Consider the following 13,255-nt stretch of genomic DNA (forward strand, 5'->3'; position numbering starts at 1 on the left):
TTGGGGATTTTGGGCAGGTCACGCAAGGGTTTCTTTTTGGTTGGCATACATGCACCTCTTACTCATGTTATGCCCGAACACAAAATTTCTGACACCCTCTTCAAAAACAAACATCAACCAACCATAAACCCCAAATAAACAAACGCCAGAAATTCATAAAGAAACCCCCGGCGCTCACCACATAACCCACGTCAACCAAACGGCCGCAACCCCTGCCTCATCCCAAACAGGAACAACAGCAGATCATGATCCGGCTCAGCCCGCCCCTGCTCTACCTTGGCCACCCGTGGCAACGGACACACCCCACCGACCTCAGCCTTGCTGAAGACCGTGGGCCGCGGCTGCTCCCAGGCCGCCGCCGCCGCCGTGGTCACTGCCAACGCCGCGACCAGGAATAAAGCTCGAGCGATTTCTAGTTTCATTGCTCTAAACCTTTGACCGCGCTGCCAAACGCCATTTGGTAAAAGTAGAGCAAGGTCTGCCATTCCGCCTCGTTGAACGACGAGTGGCGTCGCAACTGCCGCAGGTCGTTATAGGCCGCACGCTGGCAACTGATCCGCCGCCGACACTTCTCCAGGTCCAGCAACGCCACTTCCACCCGCGCCAACTCGCCCTCGCCCACCACCTTGACGAACACGTGCTTGCCGTACAGGCAGCCATGCTGCCAATGCCCCAGGTGCATGCGCGCCAGGTTGTCCGCGAGGTCCTTGAGCATGCGCTCATGCACGGCCTGCGGGTAATGCTCACGGGCCCCGGAGGCATGCCAGGCATCGAGGTCGACGAAACCCTCGAGCGCCTCGCTGACCAGCAAGGCCCGCCACTGATGATCAGCGTCCCGCTCGGCCCCGGCATAGACGATCCGCGGTACCCTGACGCCCAGTTGCTCGAAACTGTTCAGTGCATCGAGTTCGCGCAACACCGTGGGGCGCCCGAACGGATGCAGCAGGCTGCGGTAGATGTGCCCGACCTGGCGTTTGGCATACAGCAGATGCCCCTCGCCGTCGCTCAGGCGCTGCACGCCACTCTCGCCGCCACGCCGCTGGTTGGGTTCCTCGACCCACTCTCCCTGCTGCTGCCAGTAAAAATCAAACTGCCTGGACTGATTCTGCGCTACCGCCATCACTCGTTACCCCTTGCGCAATACGTAAACTCGCCACATGGCATAGAACGGCAGAAAGTCGAGTCGTTCCTGAATTCTGAATCCTGCTGACACAAATTCTTCTTCAACTGTAGCCGCGGGTAACACGAAGCGGTTCTGATAGCCGTCCTGCGTCGTCCGCGCACTGCGCCTGGCTTCGAGCTTGCGGCGGCGCCAGGCCTTGAAATTGCCATCCACCCACAGCGAAAGGATCACGCTGTCTCGGCTAACCCTTTGAAATTCCGAAAGAATTTTCTTCCGATGGAGCGGATCGCCAATATGGTGGAACAAGCGCATGCAAAAAATGCTGTCGACCGCGTTATCCGGAAGGTCGATGGCGAACGCGGAAGTCTGCAAGGGCCGTACCCGCGCAACCACCTCTGGCGGTTGTGACGCGCAGGCTGTCTCGATCATCGCCGCTGAATTGTCCGCGCCGATGATCACGCGGTTGGCCTTTTCCGCCAGCAGCGGCCAGAACCTTCCGGCGCCGCAGGGCAGGTCGAGCACCAGGCCAGGCTCACCGGCCAGCGCCAGGGCACGGCGGGCCAACTGCTCGTCACGCTGGTGGGACAAGCGCCGAGCCAGGCCATCCTGGTGCTTGAGGAAGTACTCCCGGGCGTGATTGCGGTCGTACTTGTCCGAGAATTCGAGTTTGATGGGGCTACGCATTGGACATCTCCTGACTCCAGTGCGCTCACCATAGGTACGCAAGCGTTGGAATCAGGTCATGTCGATGTGAAAAATCTGTCAGCACCAAATGCAGGTGTTACAGGAGGTTAATCGGGATCCAATAGCCCATCCTGGCTTTCACCGTCCTGCACCACTTTCGTGCCCTGGCTCAGGTCGACCTGGAAGCGGCAACCATGGGGCAAGGTCGCGGTCAAGGTGACGCGCCAACCCTGATCGTCACAGATGCGCTGCACCAGCGACAGGCCCAGGCCCAGGCCCTCGCCGCGGCGCTCGTCGCCACGCACGAACGGCCGGAACATCGCCTCGCGCTGCTCCTCCGGAATCCCCACGCCACTGTCCTCGACACAGAAGCCATTGGCCTCGAGACTCAGGCGAATGTAGCCACTGTCAGTGTAGTGCGCCGCGTTGCGCAGCAAGTTACCCATCACCGATTGCAGGAAGGTGGCGTTGTACAGCACCGGGCTGGCACTGACCCGCCCCTCGTAGTAAAGCGCCAAGCCCTTCTGTTCGATGGTGTCGCGCCATACACCGATCAGGTCGTCGCCCACCTCACGCAAGGTTGCCCGCGATGCGATGGCGCCTTCATCGCGCTGTGCACGGGCCAACATCAGGAACGTCTTCACCAGTTCGCGCATTTCCTCGGTCGCCCGGGCGATGCGTTCAACCTGGCTGCGCGCGCGCCCATCAAGGCCGGGGTTCTCCATCAGCAACTCGCACGAGGTCGCCAGGACCATCAGCGGCGTGCGCAGCTCATGGCTGACGTCGCTGGTGAACAGCCGCTCACGGGTCAAGGCATCGCGCAGGCGCCCCAGGGTATCGTCGAAGGCGACTGCCAGCTGGCCGACCTCGTCCGCCGCGTAGTCCGGCGCCAACGGCGGCGCAAGGCCCAGCAACTGGTCACGGTGGCGGACCTGGCGCGCCAAGCGGATCACCGGCGCCATCACGCGCCGCGCCAGCAACCAACCAAGGATCACCGCAAGGGCCAGGCTGAGCACGAAGCCGACCACGACCACGGCGAACAACACCCGCTCGCGCTCCTCGAAATCGCTCTGGTCCTGCAGCAGCACATAACGCCGACCGTCGACAATCTCGACCATGGCATGATACGAGAGCTGGTCGCGAAACACCTCGTGGAAGCCGGCATCCAGGTGGCGCAGGTCCTTGGGCAACTCGAAGTCATCGCGCCCGCCGCTGAAATAGAACAACTGGTCGGGGCGTGGCCGATGGCTCCAGTCGCTGACGCTGTCCATGCGCAGCAGGCGTTGCAGATCACCGCCAAGCACCGACGAGATCAGGCGTTCCTCGACCAGGTGCACCGTGGCGACGATGCCGAAGGCGAAGGCCCCGGCCACCAGCGCGCTCATCAGCGCGAAAGCGATGATGATGCGCTGGGCAAGGCTCTGTTTAAACTCCATCGCGGCCCTCGGCGAGGCGATAGCCGACGCCATGGACGGTATGCAGCAGGGGTTTGTCGAACGGTTTGTCGATCACCTGGCGCAACTGGTGGACGTGACTGCGCAGGCTGTCGCTGTCCGGACAGTCGTCGCCCCACAAGGCTTCCTCCAGCACCTCGCGGCGCAATACATGGGGGCTCTTCTGCATCAACACGGCCAGCAGTTTCAGGCCGACCGGGTTGAGCTTGAGCAGGCGCCCCTGACGAGTCACCTCCAGGGTATCGAGGTCGTAGCTCAGGTCGGCGACCTGCAGGGTACGCCGACCACCACCCTGGGCGCGACGCAGCACCGCCTCGATGCGCGCCGCCAGCTCGGACAGCGCGAACGGCTTGAGCAGGTAGTCGTCCGCGCCCGAGCGGAAGCCTTGCAGGCGGTCGTCCAGCTGGTCGCGGGCGGTGAGCATGATCACCGGCGTGTCGCGCCGGGCATCCTCGCGCAGGCGCTTGCACAGCGTATAGCCATCGATGCCCGGCAACATGATGTCGAGCACGATCAGGTCGTAGTGTTCGGTCGCGGCCAGGTGCAACCCGGACAGGCCATCCTGGGCACAGTCGACGGTGTAGCCCTTCATGCCAAGGTAGTCGGCCAGGTTGGCCAGAATATCGCGGTTGTCTTCAACCAAAAGAATGCGCATCGAGGTCTCCTGTGCGGCGCTTCGCCGGGCGCGGCAGGCGCAGCTTACGTCCAATGCCCGCATGGTGCCATGCCCTGGCTCGAAATCACCGAACTTGACAGTTTTTTCACCGATCATTCACGCACACAGGATAGCGGGCAGCCGACAATGCACGGTCTTTTCCACCCTCTGGAGTCATCATGCAGTCATCCGTGCGCCCTCGCCCGATCAACCCGTGGCTGTACCTGGGCATCCCTTTCGTTACCGCCATGGCCTTGATCCTGCTCGAATGGACGCCGCTGGACATGGATGTGGCCAACCTGTTCTACGACCCGGCTGCCGGCCAGTTCATCGGTCGCCACAGCTACCTGCTGGAAAACATCCTGCATGACCGGGTCAAGCAGGGCGTAATCGTCTTCGGACTGCTGGCCGTGGTCGGTTTCGCCCTGAGCTTCGTCTGGCAACGGCTGGCGGGCTGGCGCCGTGAACTCGGCTGCCTGGTACTGGCGTTGGGGCTGTCGACGGCCTTCGTCACGCCGCTGAAGAAAGTTACCCAAGTGCAATGCCCGTGGAGCCTGACCCAATTCGGCGGCAAGGAGACCTACAGCAAGCTGCTGGAGCCACGCCCTGCGACCGACAAGCCCGGACTGTGCTGGCCAGGCGGGCATGCCGCGACCGGGTTCTGCCTGTTCGGCCTGTTCTTCATGCTGCGCGATCGCCGTCCGCGCCTGGCACGGGTGGCGCTCGCGGTAGCCCTCGTGGCTGGCGCGGGACTGTCGGTCGGACGGATGATGCAGGGCGCGCACTTCCTGTCACACAACGTATGGACGGCGGTGTTCTGCTGGTTGATCGGGCTGGGGTCGTATTACCTGGTGCTGTATCGCAGCGGGGCCGCCAGGGCCCCCGTGGCAGAACACAGCGCCGTTCGATGAACAATCGCGGGGCAAACCCATCCTTGCGATGACGCCAGAACAAACGAAAAAGCCCCGCACTAGGCGGGGCTTTTTCTGGGTACAGGGGGTAAGGCTGGCTTACATCATGCCGCCCATGCCACCCATGCCGCCCATGTCAGGCATGCCAGCAGCTGGCTTGTCTTCCGGCAGGTCGGCAACCATGGCTTCGGTGGTGATCATCAGACCGCCGATGGAAGCTGCGGCTTGCAGGGCCGAACGGGTGACCTTGGCTGGGTCCAGGATGCCCATCTCGATCATGTCGCCGTATTCACCGGTAGCGGCGTTGTAGCCGAAGTTGCCCGAACCTTGCTTGACCTTGTCAGCGACAACGCTTGGCTCGTCGCCGGCGTTGGCAGTGATCTGGCGCAGCGGGGCTTCGACGGCGCGACGCAGCAGGGCGATACCGACGTTCTGGTCTTCGTTGTCGCCTTTGAGGTTGGCAATGGCAGCCAGGGCGCGAACCAGGGCAACACCACCGCCAGGCACCACGCCTTCTTCGACGGCTGCACGGGTAGCGTGCAGGGCGTCTTCGACGCGGGCTTTCTTCTCTTTCATTTCGACTTCGGTGCCGGCACCGACCTTGATCACGGCAACACCGCCAGCCAGCTTGGCCAGACGCTCTTGCAGCTTCTCACGGTCGTAGTCCGAAGTGGTGTCGGCAACCTGGGCACGGATCTGGGTGACGCGGGCCTGGATGTCGGCTTCTTCGCCAGCACCGTCGATGATGGTGGTGTTTTCCTTGGACAGGATCACGCGCTTGGCGTTACCCAGGTGCTCCAGGGTGGCGGTTTCCAGGGACAGACCAATCTCTTCGGAGATCACGGTACCGCCGGTCAGGACGGCGATGTCCTGCAGCATGGCCTTGCGGCGGTCGCCGAAGCCCGGGGCCTTGACCGCGGCAACCTTGACGATGCCACGCATGTTGTTGACCACCAGGGTGGCCAGGGCCTCGCCCTCGACGTCCTCGGCAACGATCAGCAGCGGACGACCGGCCTTGGCAACGGCTTCCAGTACTGGCAGCAGCTCACGGATGTTGGAGATCTTCTTGTCGACCAGCAGCAGCAGCGCGCCTTCCAGCTCGGCAACCATGGTGTCCGGCTTGTTGACGAAGTACGGCGACAGGTAGCCACGGTCGAACTGCATGCCTTCTACGACAGACAGTTCGTTTTCCAGGCCCGAACCTTCTTCGACGGTGATCACGCCTTCTTTACCGACTTTTTCCATGGCTTCGGCGATGATTTCACCGATGGAGTTGTCGGAGTTGGCGGAGATGGTGCCGACCTGGGCGATGGCCTTGGAATCGGCGCATGGCTTGGACAGGTTCTTCAGCTCGGCGACGACGGCGGCGGTGGCCTTGTCGATACCGCGCTTGAGGTCCATCGGGTTCATGCCGGCGGCAACGGCCTTCAGGCCTTCGTTGACGATGGCCTGGGCCAGGACGGTGGCGGTGGTGGTGCCGTCACCGGCGGCGTCGTTGGCCTTGGAAGCGACTTCCTTGACCAGCTGGGCGCCCATGTTCTCGAAGGCGTCCTTGAGCTCGATCTCTTTGGCGACGGAAACGCCGTCCTTGGTGATGGTCGGCGCGCCGAAGCTCTTGGCCAGGACCACGTTGCGGCCTTTCGGGCCCAGGGTCGCTTTTACCGCGTCAGCCAGAACGTTGACACCAACCAGCATTTTCTTACGGGCGGAATCGCCGAATTTTACGTCTTTAGCAGCCATGATCGTTTAATCCTTGAAATTCTTTGGAGTAACGGGAAGTCGGGGAAATCAGGCTTCGATAACGGCCAGGATTTCGTTCTCGGCCATGACCAGCAGGTCTTCGCCGTCGACTTTCACGGTGTTGCTGCCCGAGTAAGGGCCGAAAACCACTTTGTCACCCACTTTCACGGCCAGCGCGCGTACTTCGCCGTTGTCCAGGATACGACCGGTGCCGACGGCAACGACTTCGCCGCGGTTTGGTTTTTCAGCGGCCGAACCCGGCAGGACGATACCGCCAGCGGTTTTCGATTCTTCTTCGCTGCGACGGATGACGACGCGGTCATGCAGAGGACGAAGCTTCATTGTCGATCTCTCCCAAATTGTGGTTTTCATCGGCCGGTGTCGACACCGGCGGGTTGATTCGATCCGGCGTTGCCGGGGGTGGTCCGCACAGGGCGAACCACCTATGTCATGTCTGGTGTCGCCACCAGAAACCTTGCGGTGACACATACATGAGGCCGCTAAAAACAATTACAAGGCTTGCGCGGAAAATTTTTCAAAACGTCATCGTGGAAGCGGGCCTGTCCCGCGATGAGCCCAACCCAGAGGCCATCGCGGGACAAGCCCGCGCCCACGAAAAATCGGTGTTATTTGTCGCGACGCTCGTACTCGCCCTCGATCACGTTCGGACGATGGCCGCCATCGCGGGGCTGCGCCTGGAACGGATCATCCTGGAACGCGCGCTGGCGCAGAGCCTGTTCCTCGGCGCGGCGACGCAGCCGACCGGCCACCAGGCGACGGGTGAACGGCAGCAGGCAGAGCAGGCCCAGCACATCGCTGATGAAGCCCGGCAGCAGCAACAGGCCGCCACCGACGGTGAGCATCAGGCCCTGGAACATGTCCTCAGCCGGCAACTCGCCGCGCTGCAGGCTTTCCCGGGCACGCAGGGCAGTGGCCAGGCCGGCAACGCGCATCACCAACACACCCAGGGCGGAACCGGCGATGATCAGCAGCAGCGCCGGGAAGAAACCGATGGCCGCGCTGACCTTGACGAAGACGAACAGCTCCAGCACGGGGAAAAGCAGTAACAGCAGTAGAAAAGCACGCATCAAGGGTTCCTCGACGGAAGAGAATCTTCCTGTAAGACCATCAAATGGATGCCTCGACGCCTGTTTTCAACCCTCGACGCTTTCCGCAACCGGCCACTGGTCAGCGCGGGCCAGAAAAACCAAGGCTTCACGGACATGTGTCGGCGTGTTGCAGGTGCTCGGGAACGCCAGCCAGTATACCGCCTGGCCGATACGCAGATGCATGCCTTCGCTGTCGATACCAACCATTTCGGCCGGCGCCGTGCGCGGCAGGTCGGTCAGTTCGACGTAATGGGCGATGGCATTGGCGTGGTCGCTATTCATGTGCTCGATCATGCTGGCCTCGGCCTTGCCCGCAAAGGGATTGCTCAGGGTCACCTGGTCGAGCCAGTGGATCGCGCCGAAGCCACCGATGTAGCGGTGGCGTACCGGCTCGAGCACCCAGAAATCGAAGTCGTGGGCCTTGTGGTAGTTGGCCGATTCAGGGAAGTACCGGTAGTAGCGGGCCGCGGCAGCCTCGATGGCCGCTTCGTCGGTCAGCTTGCGCGCCTCGGCCATCACCGTCAGGCGCCCGACCGCCTGCACGTCCTCGGCGTCGCGCTCGCCCACCAGCAGTGAACACTTCGGATCTTTCTGCAGGTTGTGGGTGTGCTGGGCGATACGGCTTATGAGGATCAGCGGATGGCCCTCGGCGTCCAGGCAGTAAGGCACCACCGAACCGAAGGGATAGCCGGGCATGGACTTGGAGTGAGTCGAGAGGACGCCGCGGTACTCCTTGAGCAGCAGTTCCCGGGCGGGGCGAAGGGCGTTGGTACTCACTGGAAAGGCTCCTGACGACGGACTGGATGGGTGACAAGATAAGCATTATCACCCGCCGCTGCCACTGGGCCTGCTGCCGTGTAGATCTACGCATATCCCTGAGCGGCCTTGTGTCGCGATAGGGCCGCAACGCGGCCCCGGCAATGTCTGCCTAGTCGCTGAGATCCTGGGGCCGCTGCGCAGCCCTATCGCGACACAAGGCCGCTCCTACACCAAAAGCACGCTGCCGACTTACCAGGTAACGCCGAACCCTGCGGTATAGCGAGTCTTGTCCAGGTCGCTGTCGCTCGTGCCCTTGATCAGGTCCTTCTCCGCCTTGAGGTTGAGCGAAGCCCACTCGGTCACCTTGTAGCGCAGCCCCATCTCGGCATCCAGCGAGTAGTCGGCCACGCCGCCCAGCGGCTTGCCGAATTCGCCATTGGTGAAGAACTCCACTTTCTTGCCGATCAGGTAGCGGTTGTAGTCCCACTTCACGGCGGCGGAATAGAAGTTGTCCTTGCCACCGTCGCGGTACTCGAAATCGGTGCGGTTGATCAGCGAACCCAGCGAGAACGCACCCAGTTCGTCATCCCAGAACTGATAGCCCGGGCCGGTACCGATGGTGCGCTGGCGCGCCAGGTCCTCGATATGATCGCGCTTGTACTCCAAGCGCCCCTGCCAGAACCACTTCTCGGTAATGAAGCGGTCCAGGGCGTACTCGGCGCTCCAGTTGTTGGTGGTGGTGACGTCGTCCTTGGTCTCGCGGTTGTACTCGCCCTCGGCGTTGTGCCGCCAACGGCCATGGCGGGCGGTGGTCTTGAAGCTGACGTCGTAGTCGTCGCTGTCGGTCTCGGCACGCTTGTAGTCCATCGCCACATCGACATTACCCTTCCACAGGAAGTCCTCGACCAGCGGTCGCGGCTTCATGATCTGCTCGATGCTGGCCAGCTCGACGGTCTTCGGCGCATCGCCGTTGGCCAGAGTCACCTTGCCCGGCTCGGCGGCCTTGAGCGACTTGGCCTTCTCGCCGGAGTAGGCGTCCTGCTTGACCAGCAGTTCCCGATCGCTCTCCAGTGTCTGCACCTGTTTCCAGTCCAGAGCGATCGAGCCGCCATAGGGCGTCTCCAGCAACAGCTTGCCGCCGTCGAAGACCTTGATCTTGCCGCTCAGGCGGTCACCGTTCTTCATCCACACGGTGTCGGCGAGCACAGGGGTACAGAGCGACGCGGCGATGAGGCAAAGCAGGGTTCTAGAAGACATAAGCGCAATTTGGGTTCGATTCGACGAAAAAGCCGGGCATTATCCAGATACCGACAACCTGAGCAAGGACAGACCCAGACCATGCCGATGAGTTCCGCTCGCATTTGCCCGGACCGCCTGCCCGGTTTCATTCACAGGCCAAATACCCCTTGACCTCGACGCCACCGCCCGCTGTGCCGGAGGATGCCGAGGCCCGACGAATGGCACTGTACTCGGTGCTGGGCCAAGTCCCCGCCGGCAAGGTGGTCAGCTATGGGCAATTGGCCGAACTGGCCGGCCTCGGCCGCGCGGCGCGCTGGGTCGGACGCACCCTAGGGCAGCTGCCGGCGGACACCCGCCTGCCCTGGCACCGGGTGCTGGGTGCCGGTGGCCGACTGAGCCTTGCCCTGGGCACGCCATCGGGCGACGAACAACGCGCCCGCTTGCGCGCAGAAGGCGTGAATGTGGCCAATAATCGTGTGGATATGGCACGCCATGGCTGGCGTCCAATGGAGCACAGCGGTTAGAGTGCGCGCTTTGTTTTCGCAAACCTTGAGGCAGATGTTGGCCCATGCCCCGTAAAACCTGGCGCGCTGCGCTCGCTGCCTATGCCAGCCCGTCAACTTTGGTGCTTTTGCTGCTCGGATTCGCCGCCGGCCTGCCGTATATGCTGGTGTTCTCGACGCTTTCGGTCTGGCTGCGCGAGGCGGGTGTGGCGCGTGAGACCATCGGCTATGCCAGCCTGATCGGCCTGGCCTACGCCTTCAAGTGGGTCTGGTCGCCGCTGCTCGACCAATGGCGCCTGCCGCTGCTCGGTGGCATGGGCCGTCGTCGTTCGTGGCTGCTGCTGTCCCAGGTGCTGGTGGTGCTCGGGCTGGTCGGCATGGGCTTCTGCGACCCGCAGAAACACCTGTCGTGGCTGATCGCCCTGGCGGTGCTGGTGGCCTTCGCCTCGGCCACCCAGGACATCGCCGTCGACGCCTACCGCCTGGAGATCGCCGACGACCAGCGCCAGGCCGCCCTGGCCGCCAGCTACATGGCCGGCTACCGGGTCGCCGCCCTGCTCGCCACCGCCGGTGCGCTGTTCTTCGCCGAGTGGTTCGGTTCCACCGGGTTCAGCTACCTGCACGAGGCCTGGACCGGTACTTACGTGCTGTTCGGCGTGCTGATGCTGCCCGCGCTGTTCACCACCTTGGTGATGCGCGAACCGCCGGTGCCCCTGCGCACCCAGCTGTCGGCGGCCCGCTACGGGTTGATGCACCAACTGGCCTCGGTGTTCGTGCTGATCATCCTGCTGGTCTCGGTGCCGGCCAGCTTCACCCAGCTGTTCAACACCGACTGGGCCAGCGTGGTGTTCGGCGACTCGTCCATGCTCGACCTGTTGCTCGAAGACCGTGCTTTCCTGCGCCTGATCCTCTATGTGCTGCTGACCTGGGCATGCCTGTCGTCCCTGGGCCGCCGCGGCCTGGCGCCGGTGCTCACGCCGGTCAACGACTTCATCACGCGCTACCGCTGGCAGGCCCTGCTGCTGCTCGGGCTGATCGCCACCTACCGCATGTCCGACACGGTGATGGGCGTGATGGCCAACGTGTTCTACATCGACATGGGTTTCACCAAGGACCAGATCGCCAGCGTCAGCAAAATCTTCGGCCTGATCATGACCCTGGTGGGCGCCGGTGCCGGTGGCCTGCTGATCGTGCGCTTCGGCATCCTGCCGATCCTGTTCATCGGCGGCGCGGCCTCGGCGGCGACCAACATCCTGTTCCTGATGCTGGCCGACATGGGCCCGAACCTGGAAATGCTGGTGGTGACCATCTCGCTGGACAACTTCAGTTCGGGGCTGGCCACATCGGCCTTCGTCGCCTACCTGTCGAGCCTGACCAACCTGAAGTTCTCGGCCACCCAGTACGCGCTGCTGAGCTCGATCATGCTGTTGCTGCCGCGTTTGATCGGTGGCTATTCCGGGGTGATGGTGGAGAAGTTCGGCTACCACGACTTCTTCCTGATCACCGCGCTGCTTGGCGTGCCGACGCTTGTGCTGATCGCCCTGCACTGGCGGCAGGAGGTGGGTCGGGGAAAGCCGGTGCCGGTGGAGAGTCCGGCGGCTGAACAAAACTAGGCCTTCTCCGGCCTGATCGCGGGGCAAACCCGCTCCCACATATTCAGCCTGAATGACTGACTGCGTGGGAGCGGACTTGCCCCGAGATGTTTCTACTGGGTCACAGCCCCTTTCCCCGAACGTCCGCCTACCACGAACCACAGCGGCCACAGCGCCAGCGCGCCCGCCACGCCTGCGGCCAGGGCGAAGTGCATCAGGCTCGCACCCGCGCCGAGCATCGCCAACACCGCGCCGCCCAGCCCCAGCAAGGCGATGGTGATCATCCCCAGCATCGCCGATACCAGCCCCTTGCTCTGTTCGCTGGAGAACAGCGTCATGCGGTACAGCACGGCGTTGGCCACGCCCAATCCCAGCGCATACAGCGACATGCCGGCCACCACGCTGGGCACCGTCGGCCGATACCAGGTCGCCGCAACCATCAGCGACAGCCCTGCCAGGTATGGCCACAGGGCCCCGCGCACCAGTGACGGCAGCGGATAGCGATCAGCGATTCGATTGATGATCAGGTTGCCCAGGATCAGCCCGCCGAACACCGGCAGCTGCCATAGCGAGTATTCCAGGGTGCTCAGGCCCTCGTCATGGATCAGCAGCACCGGAGACAGGCCGATCCAGCCGATCAGCGGCAGCCCCACCAACCCCAGCGCCGCACTGCCGGCCACAAAGCGCCGATTGCCCAGCAACTGACCGTAGCCTGCCAGCAATGGCAGCAGGTGGATGGGCGTGAACGGCAGGCGCGAACCGTCGCGACGCTCCACCCCCAGGGTTTCGGGCATCAGCCGGTAGAGCAGCAGCCAGCACAGCACCGCGCCCGCGGCAAACGCCACGAACAGCCAGCGCCAGTCCAGCCACTGCAGCATCAGGGTGCCCACCAGCGGGCCGAGCAGTGGCGACAACAGGGCGATATTGGCCAGCAGGGCCATCATGCGCACCGCGTCGGCCTCGCTGAAAGCCTCGTTGAGCGCCGGGTAACTGACTGTGACCACAAAACCCAGGCCGATGCCCTGCAACAGGCGCAACAGGTTGAACAAGCCGATGTCCTGCACCCAGAAGGTCGCCAGGCACGCCAGGCCGAAGAAGATGCAGCCGCCCAGCAGCAACGGGCGCCGGCCGTAGCGATCCGCCAGCGGGCCGATCAGCCATTGCAGCAGCACTCCGCCCAGCAGATAGAGGTTAAGGGCGTGGGGAATGTACTCGGTGCTGGCCTGAAGGTCGCCGACCACCACCGGCATGGCGGGCATGACCGCGTCGCTGGCGAGGTAGGTCAGCAATTCGAACAGTGCCAGGGTCAGACCGAACAGCAAGGCGCGCAAGGGGGTGATATACAGCAAAGGTTTCATGGCGGACATCGGGGTTTAAGGCAGGATCAGGGTATATGCCAGATATGGCAGCGCCTGGCTGTGAACAAGTGTAAAAGAACGGGGCCGCTTCGCGCCCATCGCCGGCAAGCCGGCTCCCACAGGGATTG

At 63.2% G+C, this 13,255-nt stretch carries 14 protein-coding genes; 3 read left to right on the forward strand and 11 right to left on the reverse strand.

The genetic code is table 11. The annotated features are described in order from the left end of the window. Positions 1 to 191: 191 nt before the first annotated feature. The 5 genes from AC25MA_RS19670 to colR form a co-directional block, all read right to left on the reverse strand. Positions 192 to 422: a hypothetical protein gene (locus AC25MA_RS19670; protein WP_028689699.1), complete on the reverse strand. Its 231-nt coding sequence runs from the start codon at positions 420 to 422 to the stop codon at positions 192 to 194. Beyond that, on the reverse strand, positions 419 to 1,120 hold the full coding sequence (locus tag AC25MA_RS19675) for a lipopolysaccharide kinase InaA family protein (RefSeq protein ID WP_028689698.1): 702 nt from the start codon (positions 1,118 to 1,120) through the stop codon (positions 419 to 421). Before AC25MA_RS19675 ends, AC25MA_RS19670 begins: the two co-directional genes overlap by 4 nt. A 6-nt stretch (positions 1,121 to 1,126) precedes the next feature. After that, positions 1,127 to 1,807, reverse strand: coding sequence for a class I SAM-dependent methyltransferase (locus AC25MA_RS19680; protein WP_028689697.1), 681 nt, complete (start codon positions 1,805 to 1,807; stop codon positions 1,127 to 1,129). Positions 1,808 to 1,914: 107 nt separating this feature from the next. Continuing rightward, complete coding sequence (locus tag AC25MA_RS19685) at positions 1,915 to 3,243, reverse strand: sensor histidine kinase (RefSeq protein WP_028689696.1); 1,329 nt, start codon at positions 3,241 to 3,243, stop codon at positions 1,915 to 1,917. Continuing rightward, entirely contained in the window at positions 3,233 to 3,916 is a 684-nt protein-coding gene (gene colR / locus AC25MA_RS19690) for a two-component system response regulator ColR (protein WP_028689695.1), read from the reverse strand. Before colR ends, AC25MA_RS19685 begins: the two co-directional genes overlap by 11 nt. Before the next feature lie 179 nt (positions 3,917 to 4,095). On the opposite strand from colR, the gene AC25MA_RS19695 reads away from it, so the two are divergent. Continuing rightward, positions 4,096 to 4,827 carry a phosphatase PAP2 family protein gene (locus AC25MA_RS19695; protein WP_028689694.1) on the forward strand — a complete coding sequence of 244 codons (732 nt, stop codon included), beginning with the start codon at positions 4,096 to 4,098 and terminating at the stop codon, positions 4,825 to 4,827. A gap of 99 nt (positions 4,828 to 4,926) precedes the next feature. Here AC25MA_RS19695 and groL read toward each other — a convergent pair whose 3' ends face one another. The 5 genes from groL to AC25MA_RS19720 form a co-directional block, all read right to left on the reverse strand. After that, positions 4,927 to 6,567, reverse strand: coding sequence for a chaperonin GroEL (gene groL / locus AC25MA_RS19700; RefSeq protein ID WP_028689693.1), 1,641 nt, complete (start codon positions 6,565 to 6,567; stop codon positions 4,927 to 4,929). 48 nt (positions 6,568 to 6,615) lie between these two features. Continuing rightward, a complete protein-coding gene (locus AC25MA_RS19705) occupies positions 6,616 to 6,909 on the reverse strand; it encodes a co-chaperone GroES (protein WP_028689692.1) in 294 nt (97 codons plus the stop codon). Between the two features lie 284 nt (positions 6,910 to 7,193). Next, the gene (locus tag AC25MA_RS19710) at positions 7,194 to 7,655 is read right to left on the reverse strand and encodes an FxsA family protein (protein ID WP_028689691.1); all 462 of its coding nucleotides are present in this window, start codon (positions 7,653 to 7,655) and stop codon (positions 7,194 to 7,196) included. Positions 7,656 to 7,721: 66 nt separating this feature from the next. After that, positions 7,722 to 8,453: a HugZ family pyridoxamine 5'-phosphate oxidase gene (locus tag AC25MA_RS19715; protein WP_062364491.1), complete on the reverse strand. Its 732-nt coding sequence runs from the start codon at positions 8,451 to 8,453 to the stop codon at positions 7,722 to 7,724. A 231-nt stretch (positions 8,454 to 8,684) separates the two neighbouring features. Further along, positions 8,685 to 9,692, reverse strand: coding sequence for a DUF481 domain-containing protein (locus tag AC25MA_RS19720; RefSeq protein ID WP_062364493.1), 1,008 nt, complete (start codon positions 9,690 to 9,692; stop codon positions 8,685 to 8,687). A gap of 200 nt (positions 9,693 to 9,892) precedes the next feature. Here AC25MA_RS19720 and AC25MA_RS19725 point away from each other — a divergent pair, with 200 nt between their 5' ends. Both AC25MA_RS19725 and AC25MA_RS19730 read left to right on the forward strand, forming a co-directional pair. After that, a complete protein-coding gene (locus AC25MA_RS19725; RefSeq protein WP_050703864.1) occupies positions 9,893 to 10,198 on the forward strand; it encodes an MGMT family protein in 306 nt (101 codons plus the stop codon). A 44-nt stretch (positions 10,199 to 10,242) separates the two neighbouring features. Then, positions 10,243 to 11,790 (forward strand): AmpG family muropeptide MFS transporter, encoded by a 1,548-nt coding sequence (locus AC25MA_RS19730; protein WP_028689687.1) that lies wholly within the window; start codon positions 10,243 to 10,245, stop codon positions 11,788 to 11,790. A gap of 92 nt (positions 11,791 to 11,882) precedes the next feature. Here AC25MA_RS19730 and AC25MA_RS19735 read toward each other — a convergent pair whose 3' ends face one another. Next, positions 11,883 to 13,127: an MFS transporter gene (locus tag AC25MA_RS19735; protein WP_186597324.1), complete on the reverse strand. Its 1,245-nt coding sequence runs from the start codon at positions 13,125 to 13,127 to the stop codon at positions 11,883 to 11,885. Positions 13,128 to 13,255 lie beyond the last annotated feature (128 nt).

This window comes from Pseudomonas sp. P65(2024) (assembly GCF_057480955.1).